Below are 14486 nucleotides of genomic sequence, written 5' to 3' on the forward strand. Positions count from 1 at the left end.
GAACAGCTCGTCTGGATAAAGGCGGATTATCGAACATAATCATCCGGCGCATGATCCCGCCATCGATTTCGCGGGAGAGCATGATGCAACAGCGCAAATTGGGCACCACCGGCCCCCTCACCTCCGCCCTTGGCCTCGGCTGCATGGGCATGTCCGATTTCTACGGCCCGGCCGACCGGGGCGAGAGCATCGCCACCATCCACGCCGCGCTCGATGCCGGCGTCACCCTGCTCGACACCGGCGATTTCTATGGCTCGGGTCATAACGAGATGCTGATCGCCGAGGCGCTGCGGGACGTCGCCCGCGAAAGCTACCAGCTGTCCGTCAAGTTCGGCGCCCTGCGCGATCCGGCGGGCGGCTTCATCGGTTACGACGGCCGGCCGGCGTCGGTGCGCAATTTCCTGGCCATGAGCCTGAAGCGGCTGCGGACCGACCATATCGACGTCTATCGCCTGTCCCGCCTCGACCCTTCGGTGCCGATCGAAGACACGATCGGCGCCATCGCCGACATGGTGAAACAGGGCTGGGTGCGCCACATCGGCCTGTCGGAAGTGGGCGCGGAGACCATTCGCCGGGCCGCCGCCGTGCATCCGATCTGCGATCTTCAGATCGAATATTCCCTGATCTCGCGGGGGATCGAGGATTCGATCCTGCCGACCTGCCGCGACCTTGGCATCGCCATTACCGCTTATGGCGTATTGTCGCGCGGGCTGATCAGCGGCCACTGGCAGGCGGGCCAGCAGAAGGCGGGCGATTTCCGCGCCTTCTCCCCCCGCTTCGCCGAGGAGAATGTCGGCCACAACCTCGCCCTCGTCGAAGCCCTGGGCAAGCTGGCCGCGACCAAGGGCGCCACGGTCGCCCAGATCGCCATCGCCTGGGTAGCGGCGCAAGGGTCCGATATCGTGCCGCTGATCGGCGCCCGACGCCGCGATCGCCTGAGAGAGAGCCTGGGGGCGCTGAACGTCACCCTGACCACCGAGGACCTCGCCGCGATCGAGGCGGCGATCCCCAGGGGCGCGGCGAAGGGTGAGCGATATCCCGCGCCCCTGCTCGTTCATCTCGACAGCGAGAAATAGGCGCCCCGGCCTTTCCGTTTGGCGATCCCCGCCCCTCCCCCCATATGGAAGGGGTGACTCGGCACCGAAGGGAACAAGACCATGCCCAAACGGAAAGAGAACAGCGAAGCCCCGCCGCTCGATCCGATCGACGAGGCCAGCCGGGAGTCCTTCCCGGCCAGCGATCCGCCCGCCTTCGTGCCGACCCATGCCGGCACGGGGGTCCCGGCGGTCGACGAGGACGAAAAGCCCTCGGCGCCTTGATCCCGATCAGGTCGCGGCGGCTCGGGCTGCTGCTATGCTTTCCCGGTCGGCCTTGGGGCCGGCGCAACAACGCCGCGCCCCATGCAGGGCGTGGCCGACAAGGGAGATGTGTCCGATGGGTCGCGTGCAAGGAAAAGTCGCCCTGATCACCGGGGCCGCCAAGGGAATCGGCCGGGAAACCGCGCTGCTGCTGGCGCGGGAAGGCGCCAGGGTCGCGGTGACCGATGTCGACGAGATGGAAGGCGGCAAGGTCGCCGAAGCCATCATCGCCGCCGGGGGCGAAGCCCTGTTCCTGAAACAGGATGTCGCCGACGAGGCGCAATGGCAGGCGGTGGTCGCTGCGGTCGTGGCGCGTTTCGGCGCCCTGAACATCCTCGTCAACAACGCGGGCGTCGCCCTCTCCGGCAGTGTCGAGGAAACCAGCCTCGAGGACTGGCGCTGGCTGATGTCGATCAATCTCGACGCCGTCTTTCTCGGCACCAAACACGCCATTCTCGCGATGAAGGAAACCGGCGGCGGCTCGATCGTGAATCTCTCCTCGATCGAAGGCATCATCGGCGATCCCAATCTGGCCGCCTATAACGCCAGCAAGGGCGGGGTGCGCATCTTCACCAAGTCGGCCGCGCTCCATTGCGCCAAGGCCGGTTACAAGATCCGCGTGAACTCGGTCCATCCGGGTTACATCTGGACGCCGATGGTCGAGGGCTTTCTGAACGACACCGAGGATCCGGCTGCCGGCAAGGAAGGCCTCGTCGCCCTGCACCCGATCGGCCACCTCGGCGTCGCCGCCGACATCGCCAACGGCATCCTCTATCTCGCCTCGGACGAATCCGGCTTCATGACCGGCAGCGAACTGGTGATCGACGGCGGTTACACCGCGCAGTGATGCCGCCGGGTGCTGTCACAATAGCTTGGCGATATCCTCCGGCGACAGCACCCGCCCGCTCGACACCAGCTTGCCGTCGACCATCAGGGCCGGGGTATGCATCACGCCCGCGGCCGCGATATCGGCGATATCGGTCACCTTGACGAATTCCGCGTCGATGCCGGCCGCCGCCGCGGCGGCCTTGGCGTTTTCGCCAAGGGCGATGCACTTCTTGCAGCCCGAGCCGAGGATCTTGATGATCATGGTGTCTTCCTTCAGATGAACCAGCCGGAAATGGCGTTGAACAGAAAGCCGATGGCGAGGATGCCGCCGGTGACCACGCCGGTGAAGATGACGAGCAGGGGCATCTTCACGACGCGCTTCAGGAGAACCAGCGATGGCAGCGACAGCGCCGTGACCGCCATCATGAAGGCCAGCACCGTGCCCAGCCCCACGCCCTTGCCCACCAGCGCCTCGGCGACCGGCAAGGTGCCGAAGATGTCGGCATACATGGGAATGCCGACCAGCGTCGCCAGCGGCACCGACCACCACTTGTCCTGACCGAGCAGGGCGGTGATCGCGGCTTGCGGTATCCAGTTGTGGATCAGCGCGCCCAGGCCGACCCCGATCAGGACATAGGGCCAGACCCGGGCGGCGATCTCGACCACCTGATCCCGGGCATAGGCCAGCCGCTCGCCCCTGGTCATCGCGCTCTCGGTATCGGACACGGGCGCCTTCCGCACGAAATCGGCGATCTGCGATTCCAGCCTCAGATGGCCGATCAGCGTGCCCCCGACGATCGCCACCGCCAGCCCGACCGCGACATAGGCGAGGGCGATCGACCAGTTGAAGATCGAGGCGAGCAGGATGATCGACGCGAGATCGACCAGCGGAGAGGAAATCAGAAAGGAAAAGGTCACGCCCAGCGGCAGGCCCGCCGCCGTGAAGCCGATGAAGATCGGGATCGACGAACAGGAGCAGAAGGGCGTGATCGTGCCCAGCAGGGCCGCCAGGATATTGGCGCCCAGCCCGGCCCGGCCGCCGAGGATGCGGCGCGTCCGCTCGGGCGGGAAATAGGTCTGGCCGTAGGAGACGGTGAAGATCAGCGCCGACAAAAGCAGGAAGATCTTCACGACGTCATAAACGAAGAACTGGACCGAGCCGCCGAGGCGCGACGCGGGGTCGAGACCGACCGCCGTCACCCCGGCCGTCACGAGATCGGACAGCCACACCATCCGGAGCAATTGGTCGTTCAGCCAGCCGAACAGCATCAGGCGATACCCTCGCCCCTGCGGACGACACGACTGGGGACAGGCTGCTTCAACACCATGATCGACCTCCGGCTTGCCCCTACTTGTGCATGAAGGGGCTGCCGGCGACTTGATCTGGATCAGGCGACCGGGGCCGCCATCGCGGCCCCGGCGACGGGATCAGGCCGCGACCGGCAGGTCGTCGATCATGGCGACGATGTCGGCCATGATGTCGGTCAGCTGATAATCCTTCGGGGTGTAGACCCGGGCGACACCAGCCGCCTTCAGCCTGGCTTCGTCTTCCGGCGGGATGATGCCGCCGACGATCACCGGAATATCGGCGATGCCCGCGGCCTTCATCTTCTCCATCACGTCGGTCACCAGCGCGACATGGCTGCCCGAGAGGATGGACAGGCCGACGACATGGACGCCTTCTTCCAGCGCCGCGTTGACGATCTGCGCCGGGGTCAGGCGGATGCCCTCGTAGACGACTTCCATGCCGGCGTCGCGGGCACGGACGGCGATCTGTTCGGCGCCGTTGGAATGACCGTCGAGGCCGGGCTTGCCGACCAGGAACTTCAGGCGCCGGCCGAGCTTGGCCGAGACGGCGTCGACCTTGGCCCGCACCGCGGCCATGTCGCCGGCCGGCGCGGAGGCGGCGCGGGCGACGCCCGTCGGCGCCCGGTATTCGCCGAAGACCTCGCGCAAGGTCTGGCCCCATTCGCCGGTGGTGACACCGGCATGGGCGGCGGCGATCGAGGGTTCCACGATGTTGCGGCCTTCGACCGCGGCGCTGCGCAAGCCTTCCAGCGCGGCTTTCACCCGGGCGTCGTCGCGGGAGGCGCGCCAGGCCTTCAGGCGCTCGACCTGTTCGGATTCTGCGGCATCGTCGACGACGAGGATCGAGCCTTCACCACCGCCCGACAGCGGGCTGGGCGCCGATTCGATGAATCTGTTCACGCCGACCACGGTCATGTCGCCCGATTCGATGGCGGCGAGGCGCTGGGCGTTCGATTCGACGAGACGCTGCTTCATATAGGAGGATTCGACGGCGGCGATCGCCCCGCCCATGGCCTCGATCCGGGCCAGTTCCTCCATCGCGGCCGCCTTCAGCTCGGCGACCTTCTGTCCGACCACGGTCGAGCCGTTGAAGATATCGCCGAATTCGAGCAGATCGGTCTCATAGGCCAGGATTTGCTGGCAGCGCAGCGACCATTGCTGATCCCAGGGCCGGGGCAGGCCGAGCGCCTCGTTCCAGGCCGGCAGCTGGACCGAGCGGGCGCGGGCATCCTTGGACAGGGTCACCGCCAGCATTTCGAGGAGGATGCGGTAGACGTTGTTTTCCGGCTGCTGCTCGGTCAGGCCGAGGCTGTTCACCTGCACGCCATAGCGGAAGCGGCGGAACCGCTCTTCCTGCACGCCATAACGGTTCAGGGTGATTTCGTCCCACAGTTCGGTGAAGGCCCGCATCTTGCAGACTTCGGTCATGAAGCGGATGCCCGCGTTCACGAAGAAGGAAATCCGCCCGACCACCTTCGGCAGATCCGAGGCCGGCACCTGGCCCGCCTTCTTCACCTCGTCGAGCACGGCCTGCGCCGTCGCCAGGGCATAGGCCAGCTCCTGGACCGGCGTCGCGCCCGCTTCCTGCAGATGGTAGGAGCAGACGTTCATCGGGTTCCACTTCGGCACGTCCTTGTAGGTGAAGGAAATGACGTCGGCGATGAGGCGCATCGAAGGCTGCGGCGGGAAGATATAGGTCCCGCGCGAGAGATATTCCTTGATGATGTCGTTCTGCGTCGTGCCCTGCAGATCGGAGCGCTTCGCCCCCTGATCCTCGGCCGTCGCGATATAGAGCGAGAGCAGCCAGGCCGCCGTCGCGTTGATCGTCATCGAGGTGTTCATGCGGCCGAGCGGAATACCGTCGAACAGCGTGCGCATGTCGCCGATATGGCTGATCGGCACGCCGACCTTGCCGACTTCGCCGCGCGACAGGACATGATCGGCGTCATAGCCGGTCTGGGTCGGCAGATCGAACGCTACTGACAAACCTGTTTGTCCGCGCGCGAGGTTCGTGCGATAAAGAGCATTGGACGCCGCCGCCGACGAATGGCCAGAGTAGGTCCGGATCAGCCAGGGGTCGTCCCGAACGGCCTTGGCCCCGTCATTCGCCACGCTCTCACGCTTGGTATCACTCATTGTCAGAATCCCCGCTCTCGCAACTTTCTGGCGTTCTAGACCCTCTGTCGGCCAGCGACATTACTCTTTCGGACCATATCCGATGCCATATTATTCAAATAGCATGTTGTGCGACGCAAAATAAACTTGCAACTCGGACACACTGCATCCAAAACTCCGCCCCTACCCCGATCTTGTCCTTGGCGTAGGATGGTCGGGGGGCGGCAAGCGAATACAAGCAGCAAAAGCCGACCATATATAAACCGACGGAGCGCGAGGGACAGAAGCATGACGGCAACCACGACGGGTCAGGTCCAGGCGATCTCGACCAGCCAGCCGATCAAGGATCTTTACGAAGTTGGCGAGATCCCGCCGCTCGGGCATGTGCCGAAGCAGATGTACGCCTGGGTGATCCGGCGCGATCGTCACGGTCCGCCCGAACAGGCGATGCAGCTCGAGGTGATGCCCGTGCCCGAGATCGGCGAGGACGAAGTCCTGCTGCTCGTGATGGCGGCCGGCGTCAACTACAACGGCGTCTGGGCCGGCCTCGGCATCCCCGTTTCGACCTTCGATGTCCACAAGAAGGACTATCACATCACCGGCTCGGACGCGTCGGGCGTGGTGTGGAAGATCGGCGCCAAGGTGAAGCGCTTCAAGGTCGGCGACGAAGTCGTCGTCCACTGTAACCAGGACGACGGCGACGACGAGGAGTGCAACGGCGGCGATCCGATGTTCTCGCCCTCGCAGCGCATCTATGGTTACGAGACCGCGGATGGCTCCTTCGCCCAGTTCACCGTCGTCCAGGCGCGTCAGCTGATGCACCGGCCGAAGCACCTGTCGTGGGAAGAATCGGCCTGCTACACGCTGACCCTCGCGACCGCCTACCGGATGCTGTTCGGCCATCGCCCGCATATCCTGCGTCCCGGCCACAACGTCCTCGTCTGGGGCGCCTCGGGCGGCCTCGGCTCGATGGCGATCCAGCTGATCTCGATCTCGGGCGCCAATCCGATCGGCATCATCTCGGACGAGACCAAGCGCGATTTCGTCATGTCGCTGGGCGCCAAGGGCGTGATCAACCGCAACGACTTCAAGTGCTGGGGCCAGTTGCCCAAGGTCAATTCGCCCGAATACGACGCCTTCATGAAGGAAGCGCGCAAGTTCGGCAAGGCGATCTGGGACATCACCGGCAAGGGCAACGACGTCGATTTCGTGTTCGAGCATCCCGGTGAAGCGACCTTCCCGGTCTCCACCTTCGTCGTGAAGCGTGGCGGCATGGTGGTGTTCTGCGCCGGCACCTCGGGCTTCAACATCACCTTCGACGCCCGCTTCGTCTGGATGCGTCAGAAGCGCGTGCAGGGCAGCCATTTCGCCAATCTGATGCAGGCGAGCCAGGCCAACCAACTGGTGATCGAGCGTCGCCTCGATCCCTGCATGTCCGAAGTCTTCTCCTTTGAAGATATTCCGCGCGCGCACACCAAGATGTGGAAGAACCAGCACAAGCCGGGCAACATGGCGGTTCTCGTTTCCGCCAAATATCCGGGCCTGCGCACGATCGAGGACGCGATCGAAGCCGGCTACAGCGCCTGATCCACAACACGTTGAGTACTCCGAGGAGCGAATGATGAGCCTTGCCGCCCCTGCATCCCATACCGCGACCGACGCCGTGCTGACCGATCTGTTCGGCAAGGCGGCCGAGGCGGTACAAGCGGCGGATACGCTCCTCGGTCACGCCAGGGTGGCGGTTCTGGCCAAGGTCGCCGTGAACGGCAAGGTTTCGGGCGCGAAGCTCGAAACCGAGCAGTTCGCGGCCCATGGCCTCGCCTGGCTGGCGACCTATGTCGAATCGCTGCGCCAGCTTCTGCACTGGGCCGAAACCCTGAAGGGCGAAGGCAAGCTGGGCCGGCTCGAGACCATGATCCTGCAGGCCGGTTTCGGCGAATATCTCGCCCAGATCGAGGGCGGCATCCCGATGAGCCAGGGCGAGGTCGTGCGCCCGGCCGATTACGGCCTGACCGAAGCCCAGGTGAATGACTATCTGGCCGTGCCGGGCGTCTCCGCCCTGCTGCACGCCGGCAATACCGCGACGGTGCGCGCCGAGATCGCCACCGCGATTTCCGATGGCCTCGCCAGCGGTTTCGGCGACCTCGGCCTCGACGAGACCATGGCCATGGTGCGCGACAGCTTCCGCCGCTTCGCCGAGGACAAGGTCATTCCCTTCGCCCACGAATGGCACCTGAAAGACGAGTTCATCCCGCTCGAGATCCTGTCGGAACTCGCGGAACTGGGCGTCTTCGGCCTGACCCTGCCGGAGGAATACGGCGGCCACGGCCTTGGCAAGACCGCCATGTGCGTCGTCACCGAGGAACTCTCGCGTGGCTATATCGGTGTCGGCTCCCTCGGCACCCGCGCCGAGATTTTCTGCGAACTGGTGATGGCCGGCGGCACCGAAGCCCAGAAGCAGAAGTGGCTGCCGCTGATCGCCGGTGGCGAGTTGCTGCCGACCGCCGTCTTCACCGAACCCAATACCGGCTCCGACCTCGGCTCGCTGCGCACCCGCGCGGTGCTGGACGGCGACGTCTACAAGGTCACCGGCAACAAGACCTGGATTACCCACGCGGCCCGCGCCGACGTGATGACCCTTCTCGCCCGCACCAATCCGGCCGAGCCGGGTTACAAGGGCCTGTCCATGTTCCTCGCGGAGAAGACCCGCGGCGACGACGCCAATCCCTTCCCCACCCCCGGCATGACCGGCGGCGAGATCAAGGTGCTCGGCTATCGCGGCATGAAGGAATATGAGATCGGCTTCGACGGTTTCGAGGTGAAGGCCGAGAACCTGCTGGGCCAGCAGGAAGGCCAGGGCTTCAAGCAGTTGATGACCACCTTCGAATCCGCCCGCATCCAGACCGCCGCGCGCGCCGTCGGTGTCGCCCAATGCGCGCTCGAACTGGGCCTGCGTTACGCTCAGGAGCGCGTCCAGTTCGGCAAGCCGATCTACAGCTTCCCGCGAGTCTTCGGCAAGCTGGCCTGGGCCGCGGTCGAAATCATGATCGCCCGCCAGATCACCTTCTTCGCCGCGCGCGAGAAGGACGCCGAGCGTCGCTGCGACCTCGAGGCCGGCATGGCCAAGCTGCTGGCCGCCCGCGTCGCCTGGGCGACCGCCGACAACGCGCTGCAGATTCACGGCGGCAATGGTTACGCCGAGGAATATCCGATCTCCCGCGTGCTGTGCGATGCCCGCATCCTGAACGTCTTCGAGGGCGCGGCCGAGATTCAGGCGAATGTCATCGCCCGCCGCCTGCTCGAAGGCGGCAATTGATCCCCGATACCGATCCGGCGGCGCGCTTCGGCGCGCTGCCCCTGCCGGCCTGCACCCGGCATCTCGGTTTCTCGCTGGTCCGCTTCGATCCCGCCACGCGGGAACTCGAGGCGACATTCGACGGCAAGCCCGAGTTCTGTAATCCGCGCGGTGTCGTCCAGGGCGGCTTCCAGGCCGCCATGCTCGACGACGTGATGGCCGTCGCGCTGATCCTGACGACCGAGGGCAAATTCGTGCCCCCGACGCTGGAACTCAAGGTGTCCTATTTCGAGCCGGTGATGCCCGGCCCCGTGCGGGCCAGGGGGCGGGTGCTGCGCCTTGGCCGCTCGATCGTCTTTCTCGAAGGCGATCTCCTGGGCCACGACGGGCGGCTGCTTGCCCGCGCTTCCGCGACGGGCAAGCTGCTCGCGATCGGCTGACGCCCACCGTCCTCGCGGGGATCAGTCCGCGACGACCGGCGCGACCACGGCGAGGGCCGTGCCCGCCTTGACCAGCATCCAGACGATGATGGCGGCGCCGCCCATCCACACCAGGGTGCGCAAGGCACCGATATTGGCGAGATAGATCGCGGTATAGACCAGGCGGACGGCGATGAAGATCATCGCCCACTGGTCGAGCCAGGCGCGGTCGACACCGGCGACGATGCACAGGATGACGGCGGCGGCGAAGGGCGCGACCGCTTCCAGATGGTTGTTGTGGGCCCAATAGGCGCGCTGGCGCCAGCCGGTCTGCTTTTCCAGCCAGATGCGGGGCGCGTTGTTGTCATAGCCTTTACCGGCGGTGACCTTGCCCACGATATTGGTCACGGCCGGCATGAAGATCGCAATCAGCAGGCAAATCACGGCAATCGACATCGTCTCTCTCCTCCCTGCGTTATGTTCGCAGCATCGGAGAGATAACAGCACCGCCGGCAATCGGAAAGGGTGGGTTCAGAGCCCGAAGGTCCGATCCGGCACCCCGCCCACGGTCTCGAGCGCGAAGCGCCCGCGCGGCCCCTCGATCACGGCGGAAAGACCGGCCGTCCCGCCGCGCGGACGCAGCGTCAAGCCGAGCGCAGCCAGCGTCCATTCGAGACGCGGCGCGTCAGGCCCGGTCACGGTGAAATCGACCAGCGACAGGCCCGCCGGGGCCGACAGGGACGGATGCGGTGATTCGCGCCAGTCGATCAGGAAAGGCACCAGCGCGCCAAAGCCGTGCCCGGCGATGCCAAGGATGGTCCAGGCCAGATGCACGCCATCGGGCCGTGTCCGCGCCATGGCGACCGGCCCGGGGCTCGACAGTCCCGCCCCGGGCAATTCCGCCGCCAGCCGCGCGAGGTTCCTTCCCTGCGCGCACCAGCCGATCAGGCTCGGCACCGGCAGCGCCTCGACGAGGGCGCCCAGCGTGCCCGTCCGGTCTTGCAGGGGATCGGGCGCGAGGATTTCGAGATAGAGCCCGGGGCCAAGCCCGGCGAGGGCGTTCCTGGTGCCAAAGCCCGGATGCCGGCCGCCGACCGCCGCGCGCACACCCGACAGGGCTTCCAGCCGGTCGATCCCCTCTTCGAGATTGGCGACGGCCCAGATCAGATGGTCGAGACGGTCAGGCCTCATGCCCCCTCCCCCGCCAGCAACGCCCGCAGTCCCTCGCGATAGGTCGGATAGGCCAGCCGAACCCCCAGTTCGTCATGCAGGCGCCGGTTGGACACGCGCTTCGATTCGGCCCAGAAGCTGCGCGCCATGGCGCTCATTTCCGCGTCCTCGAAGGCGATGCGGGGCGGCCGGGGCAGGCCGGCGAGATCGGCGGCGAATTCGATCACTTCCCAGGGCGGCGCCGGCTCGTCGTCGCAGACATTATAGGCGGCGCCCGGATGGGGCCGCGCGGCCGAAGCGTCGAGCACGGCGGCTATATCCTCGACATGAATGCGGCTGAAGACCTGGCCCGGCTTGACCACCGCCTGCGCCCTGCCGGCGCGCAACTGGTCGATCGCGCTGCGCCCCGGACCATAGATCCCGGCGAGGCGGAAGATATGCAGCGGCAGTCCGAGGGCCGACCAGGCGGCCTCCGCCGCCGCCCGGCGCTGGCCGCGCGCCCCGGTCGGGGCGATGGAGGCGCTTTCGTCGATCCAGTCGCCGCCCCGGTCGCCATAGACGCCGGTGGTCGAGAGATAGCCCGCCCACAAAAGGCCCGAAAGTCCGCTCAGAAGAGCGCCATGATGATCGATCACCGCGTCGCCCCCGGCATCGGGCGGGACCGAGGACAGCAGATGAGTGGTGCCCGCCAGCGCCGCGACCGGATCGGTCAGCGGCCGTCCCCGGTCGAACAGATGAACCTCGATCCCTTCCGCGCGCAGGGCTTCGGCCTTGGCTTCGTTTCTAACCGTGCCGGCGACGGTGAAGCCCCGGGGGCGCAGACGCCGGGCCAGCGCCAGCGCGCTATAGCCGAGGCCGAAACAGAACAGGCGGGGCATGTGCGGCCTTGCATCGACGAATACGAGAGAGGACTGTAGCCATCATGCCCGCCCTGAAACAAGCCGCCCTCGGCCTCCTCCTTGCCGTCGCCGTGACCCTGCCCGCCCGGGCCATGAGCTATGGCGAATGCACCGCCATGATCGACAAGGCCCCCGGCGATGCCTATAGCGCCGCCCTCGCCTGGATCAAGACGACGGACGATCCCGCCGCCCAGCATTGCGCCGCCCTCGCCGAAGTCGCGCTGAAGCGCTATGGCGCCGCCGGCGACCGGTTGAACCGCATGATCGACCAGACCGAGAATCCTTACGAGGCCGCCGCCCTGCTCGGCCAGCTCGGCAATGTCCGGATGCTGGACGGCAAGCCGGATCTGGCGGTCAAGGCCTTCAGCCTCGCGGTGAAGAACACGCCGAACGATCCGCAACTCCTGTCCGACCGGGCGAGGGCCTATGCCGCGCTGAAGAACTGGGAAATGGCGGCCCGCGATCTCGACGCGGCCGTGCAGATCGACGATGGCGACGCCGAGCTGCAACTGCTCTATGCGACGGCGCTGCGCGAAGCCGGCAAGCTGCCCGAAGCCCTCGGCGCCATCGAGAAGGCGGCGAGCCTCGCCCCGGGCGATGCCGCCATCCTGCTGGAGCGCGGCCGCATCCACCTGCTGCGCGATGAACACGACAAGGCCGCCGCCGACTGGAAAAAAGCCGCCGCCACCGCGACCGACCCCGCCGTGCGCGACGCCGCCAACGCCAGCCTCAAGGCGCTGGCGAAGAAATAGCGCTCAGCCGCGCCACCGCCCATTCCGCCATCGCCCGCACCTGCGGGCTTTCGTCCGCCGTCAGGTGCCGGGCGACGGACAGCAGGGCGGGGTCGCCCGAATTGCCGATGGCGACGCAGACGTTGCGGATGAAGCGGTCACGGCCGATACGCTTCACCGGCGTCGTCGCGAACAGGCCGCGGAAGCCGGCGTCATCGAGACGGGCGAGGTCGGCCAGCGGCATGGCCGCCAGTTCCGCCCGCTCCGACAGTTTCAGATCGTGGGCGGCGCTGGCCCATTTGTTCCACGGACAGACCGCGAGGCAATCGTCGCAGCCGTAGATGCGGTTGCCGATGGCGGCGCGGAATTCTTCCGGGATCTCGCCGTCATATTCGATGGTGAGGTAAGCGATGCAGCGCCTGGCGTCGAGCTGATAGGGCGCGGGAAAAGCCTTTGTCGGGCAGATGTCGAGGCAGCGGCTGCAACTGCCGCAATGATCGACCTCGGCCTCGCCCGCCGGCAGGTCCGCCGCCATGAACAGCGCGCCGAGGAAGAGCCAGGAGCCATGCTCGCGGCTGACCAGATTGGTGTGCTTGCCCTGCCAGCCGAGGCCCGCCGCCTGCGCGAGCGGCTTTTCCAGCACCGGCGCCGTGTCGACGAAGACCTTCACCTCGGCGCCGAGGCGGCTGACCGCCCATTGGGCCAGCATCTTCAGCCGGCCCTTCATCACATCGTGATAATCGCGCATCCGTGCATAGGCGGCGATCAGGCCCCGGTCCTTCTCGTCGAGGAGGGCGAGACTGTCGCTCGTTGGCCCGTAATTGGCGCCCAGCATGACGATGGTGCGAACGCCAGGCCAGAGCACGCGGGGGTCGGCCCGGCGGTCGGCGGTATCGGCCATCCAGCCCATGGCGCCTTGCCGGCCTTGCTCGAGCCAGGCGCGGAACAGATGGTCGCGGCCGAGCGTCTCGACCGCGTCGGGCGCGGCGAAACCGACGGCATCGAAGCCAAGCCGCCGCGCCTCCCGCTCGAGGGCAGCGCGGGGATCGGCGATCGCGGCCATGGCGTCAGAAATCGAGGTCGGCGTATTGCGGCGGCGGCGGCATCCCGGCGACATGATCGCCCAGCAGCGGCCGGAAACTGGGCCGCGACTTCACCCGCACATACCAGTCCTTGGCCCTGGGATGCGCATCCCAGGGCACATCGCCCAGATAATCGACACAGGACAGATGGGACGCGGCGGCGATGTCGGCGAGGCCGAATTCATCGCCCGCCAGCCAGCGCCGCCGCTCCGACAGCTCGCCGATGTAATCGAGGTGATAGCCGATCAGCTGCTTGCCGACACGGATCGCGCCCGAGTCGGGATTGCCGAGACCGTAGAACCGCTTGCTCACCTTCTCGAACAGCAGGTTCAGCGTGACTTCGGCGTTGAACTTCTGATCGAACCAGGCCATCAGGCGCCGGGTCTCGGCCCGCCCCGCCGGATCGAAACCCAGCAGGCGCCGGTCGGGATAGACTTCCTCCAGATATTCGACGATGGCGACGGAATCGGCGAAGGCCTGACCGTCCGGCTCCACCATCACCGGCACCTGGCCGGCGGGATTGAGCGCCAGGAATTCCGGCCGGCGATCCCACGTCTTCTCGACCCGCAGCTCGAATTCCAGCCCCTTTTCCTTGAGCGCGAGGCGGACCTTGCGCGAGAAGGGCGACAGCGGTTGATGATACAGGATGCGCATGGCCGGGACTTTAGGCGGGGGGGACCGGGCCGACAAGTCTCTTGTCGGCCGACATAGTCAGGGGGGAAGCAGGGCCTGCAATCGCTTGAGGCAGGCGGTGAAACCCGACAAGTCGGTGAGGCTCGCCGCGGCCTCGTGTTCGAAGACGGTGATGGCGGCATCGATCATGAGATTGTCGCCGAAGCCGAAATCCTCGACCAGCAAGCCGTCGCGATCCGTTGGCCGGCCATCGGCGTCGCCGCCGAAATCCGCGCCGTTCCAGATCCGCACCCGGTCGGCATAGCTGCCGACGACATTGCGGTAACCCAGCACGGTCTTGCCCAGGGCCACGGCGAAACCGACCTCGAACACCGTGCCGGCATCGGCGCCCGGGCCCCGGAACGGCGTCAGATTGGCGATGACCGCATCGGCGGCGCGGATCATGCCGATGTTCGAGCGATAGATCGACCGGGCCAGGTCGCGGGGCTCGGTCGCCTCGGCCTCGATCGCGCCATCGAGCGGATAGAGCCCGACATAGCCGACGGCACCACACAGCGCCTGTTTGGCCCGGCCCAGGGCGAAGGCGTCGGCGTGAAAGACCTCCGGCCCCGCCAGATAGATGCTTTTCATGACCACGTCGGCCCGCCC

Annotated in this window: 16 protein-coding genes; 7 read left to right on the forward strand and 9 right to left on the reverse strand. The window is 66.6% G+C overall.

Features of this window, described 5'->3' with window-relative positions:
* Nucleotides 1-80: 80 nt before the first annotated feature.
* From WAZ62_RS18445 to WAZ62_RS18455, 3 genes are all read left to right on the forward strand, one after another.
* Nucleotides 81-1076, forward strand: a complete 996-nt coding sequence (locus WAZ62_RS18445) for an aldo/keto reductase (protein WP_422645001.1) — start codon at nt 81-83, stop codon at nt 1074-1076.
* An 81-nt stretch (nt 1077-1157) separates the two neighbouring features.
* Nucleotides 1158-1319 (forward strand): hypothetical protein, encoded by a 162-nt coding sequence (locus WAZ62_RS18450; RefSeq protein ID WP_422645002.1) that lies wholly within the window; start codon nt 1158-1160, stop codon nt 1317-1319.
* Between the two features lie 115 nt (nt 1320-1434).
* The gene (locus WAZ62_RS18455) at nt 1435-2205 is read left to right on the forward strand and encodes a glucose 1-dehydrogenase (protein ID WP_422645003.1); all 771 of its coding nucleotides are present in this window, start codon (nt 1435-1437) and stop codon (nt 2203-2205) included.
* Between the two features lie 15 nt (nt 2206-2220).
* Here the strand turns inward: WAZ62_RS18455 and WAZ62_RS18460 are convergent, their stop codons facing one another.
* From WAZ62_RS18460 to WAZ62_RS18470, 3 genes are all read right to left on the reverse strand, one after another.
* Nucleotides 2221-2448 (reverse strand): thioredoxin family protein, encoded by a 228-nt coding sequence (locus WAZ62_RS18460; protein WP_422645004.1) that lies wholly within the window; start codon nt 2446-2448, stop codon nt 2221-2223.
* Between the two features lie 11 nt (nt 2449-2459).
* Nucleotides 2460-3455 (reverse strand): permease, encoded by a 996-nt coding sequence (locus WAZ62_RS18465; RefSeq protein WP_422645005.1) that lies wholly within the window; start codon nt 3453-3455, stop codon nt 2460-2462.
* 159 nt (nt 3456-3614) lie between these two features.
* Nucleotides 3615-5630 carry a methylmalonyl-CoA mutase family protein gene (locus WAZ62_RS18470; RefSeq protein WP_422645006.1) on the reverse strand — a complete coding sequence of 672 codons (2016 nt, stop codon included), beginning with the start codon at nt 5628-5630 and terminating at the stop codon, nt 3615-3617.
* 267 nt (nt 5631-5897) lie between these two features.
* On the opposite strand from WAZ62_RS18470, the gene ccrA reads away from it, so the two are divergent.
* Genes ccrA through WAZ62_RS18485 form a run of 3 tightly spaced genes read left to right on the forward strand, consistent with a single transcriptional unit; the run spans nt 5898 to nt 9344 of the window.
* On the forward strand, nt 5898-7196 hold the full coding sequence (gene ccrA, locus WAZ62_RS18475; protein WP_422645007.1) for a crotonyl-CoA carboxylase/reductase: 1299 nt from the start codon (nt 5898-5900) through the stop codon (nt 7194-7196).
* A gap of 34 nt (nt 7197-7230) precedes the next feature.
* Nucleotides 7231-8925, forward strand: coding sequence for an acyl-CoA dehydrogenase family protein (locus WAZ62_RS18480; protein ID WP_422645027.1), 1695 nt, complete (start codon nt 7231-7233; stop codon nt 8923-8925).
* Nucleotides 8922-9344, forward strand: coding sequence for a PaaI family thioesterase (locus WAZ62_RS18485; protein WP_422645008.1), 423 nt, complete (start codon nt 8922-8924; stop codon nt 9342-9344). Before WAZ62_RS18480 ends, WAZ62_RS18485 begins: the two co-directional genes overlap by 4 nt.
* A gap of 21 nt (nt 9345-9365) precedes the next feature.
* On the opposite strand, the gene WAZ62_RS18490 is transcribed toward WAZ62_RS18485, so the two are convergent.
* The 3 genes from WAZ62_RS18490 to WAZ62_RS18500 form a co-directional block, all read right to left on the reverse strand.
* Nucleotides 9366-9779, reverse strand: a complete 414-nt coding sequence (locus tag WAZ62_RS18490; protein ID WP_422645009.1) for an MAPEG family protein — start codon at nt 9777-9779, stop codon at nt 9366-9368.
* Between the two features lie 75 nt (nt 9780-9854).
* On the reverse strand, nt 9855-10514 hold the full coding sequence (locus WAZ62_RS18495) for a VOC family protein (protein WP_422645010.1): 660 nt from the start codon (nt 10512-10514) through the stop codon (nt 9855-9857).
* Nucleotides 10511-11371: an SDR family oxidoreductase gene (locus tag WAZ62_RS18500; protein WP_422645011.1), complete on the reverse strand. Its 861-nt coding sequence runs from the start codon at nt 11369-11371 to the stop codon at nt 10511-10513. Before WAZ62_RS18500 ends, WAZ62_RS18495 begins: the two co-directional genes overlap by 4 nt.
* A 44-nt stretch (nt 11372-11415) precedes the next feature.
* On the opposite strand from WAZ62_RS18500, the gene WAZ62_RS18505 reads away from it, so the two are divergent.
* On the forward strand, nt 11416-12144 hold the full coding sequence (locus tag WAZ62_RS18505; protein WP_422645012.1) for a tetratricopeptide repeat protein: 729 nt from the start codon (nt 11416-11418) through the stop codon (nt 12142-12144).
* On the opposite strand, the gene queG is transcribed toward WAZ62_RS18505, so the two are convergent.
* From queG to WAZ62_RS18520, 3 genes are read right to left on the reverse strand one after another with little or no spacing between them, the layout of a single operon-like run.
* A complete protein-coding gene (gene queG / locus WAZ62_RS18510; protein ID WP_422645013.1) occupies nt 12122-13186 on the reverse strand; it encodes a tRNA epoxyqueuosine(34) reductase QueG in 1065 nt (354 codons plus the stop codon). The genes WAZ62_RS18505 and queG overlap by 23 nt on opposite strands.
* Before the next feature lie 4 nt (nt 13187-13190).
* Complete coding sequence (locus WAZ62_RS18515) at nt 13191-13859, reverse strand: glutathione S-transferase family protein (protein WP_422645014.1); 669 nt, start codon at nt 13857-13859, stop codon at nt 13191-13193.
* Between the two features lie 57 nt (nt 13860-13916).
* Nucleotides 13917-14468: a nucleoside 2-deoxyribosyltransferase gene (locus tag WAZ62_RS18520; RefSeq protein ID WP_422645015.1), complete on the reverse strand. Its 552-nt coding sequence runs from the start codon at nt 14466-14468 to the stop codon at nt 13917-13919.
* Nucleotides 14469-14486 lie beyond the last annotated feature (18 nt).

It is taken from the genome of Zavarzinia sp. (genome assembly GCF_049306435.1).
Taxonomy (GTDB): Bacteria; Pseudomonadota; Alphaproteobacteria; order Zavarziniales; family Zavarziniaceae; genus Zavarzinia.

Excerpts from the sequence above, each read along its gene's own strand:
- WAZ62_RS18445 (WP_422645001.1), top strand. The coding sequence starts at position 81 with ATGATGCAACAGCGCAAATTGGGCACCACCGGCCCCCTCACCTCCGCC.
- WAZ62_RS18450 (WP_422645002.1), top strand. The coding sequence starts at position 1,158 with ATGCCCAAACGGAAAGAGAACAGCGAAGCCCCGCCGCTCGATCCGATC.
- WAZ62_RS18455 (WP_422645003.1), top strand. The coding sequence starts at position 1,435 with ATGGGTCGCGTGCAAGGAAAAGTCGCCCTGATCACCGGGGCCGCCAAG.
- WAZ62_RS18460 (WP_422645004.1), bottom strand. The coding sequence starts at position 2,448 with ATGATCATCAAGATCCTCGGCTCGGGCTGCAAGAAGTGCATCGCCCTT.
- WAZ62_RS18465 (WP_422645005.1), bottom strand. The coding sequence starts at position 3,455 with ATGCTGTTCGGCTGGCTGAACGACCAATTGCTCCGGATGGTGTGGCTG.
- WAZ62_RS18470 (WP_422645006.1), bottom strand. The coding sequence starts at position 5,630 with ATGAGTGATACCAAGCGTGAGAGCGTGGCGAATGACGGGGCCAAGGCC.
- ccrA (WP_422645007.1), top strand. The coding sequence starts at position 5,898 with ATGACGGCAACCACGACGGGTCAGGTCCAGGCGATCTCGACCAGCCAG.
- WAZ62_RS18480 (WP_422645027.1), top strand. The coding sequence starts at position 7,231 with ATGAGCCTTGCCGCCCCTGCATCCCATACCGCGACCGACGCCGTGCTG.
- WAZ62_RS18490 (WP_422645009.1), bottom strand. The coding sequence starts at position 9,779 with ATGTCGATTGCCGTGATTTGCCTGCTGATTGCGATCTTCATGCCGGCC.
- WAZ62_RS18495 (WP_422645010.1), bottom strand. The coding sequence starts at position 10,514 with ATGAGGCCTGACCGTCTCGACCATCTGATCTGGGCCGTCGCCAATCTC.
- WAZ62_RS18500 (WP_422645011.1), bottom strand. The coding sequence starts at position 11,371 with ATGCCCCGCCTGTTCTGTTTCGGCCTCGGCTATAGCGCGCTGGCGCTG.
- WAZ62_RS18505 (WP_422645012.1), top strand. The coding sequence starts at position 11,416 with ATGCCCGCCCTGAAACAAGCCGCCCTCGGCCTCCTCCTTGCCGTCGCC.
- queG (WP_422645013.1), bottom strand. The coding sequence starts at position 13,186 with ATGGCCGCGATCGCCGATCCCCGCGCTGCCCTCGAGCGGGAGGCGCGG.
- WAZ62_RS18515 (WP_422645014.1), bottom strand. The coding sequence starts at position 13,859 with ATGCGCATCCTGTATCATCAACCGCTGTCGCCCTTCTCGCGCAAGGTC.
- WAZ62_RS18520 (WP_422645015.1), bottom strand. The coding sequence starts at position 14,468 with ATGAAAAGCATCTATCTGGCGGGGCCGGAGGTCTTTCACGCCGACGCC.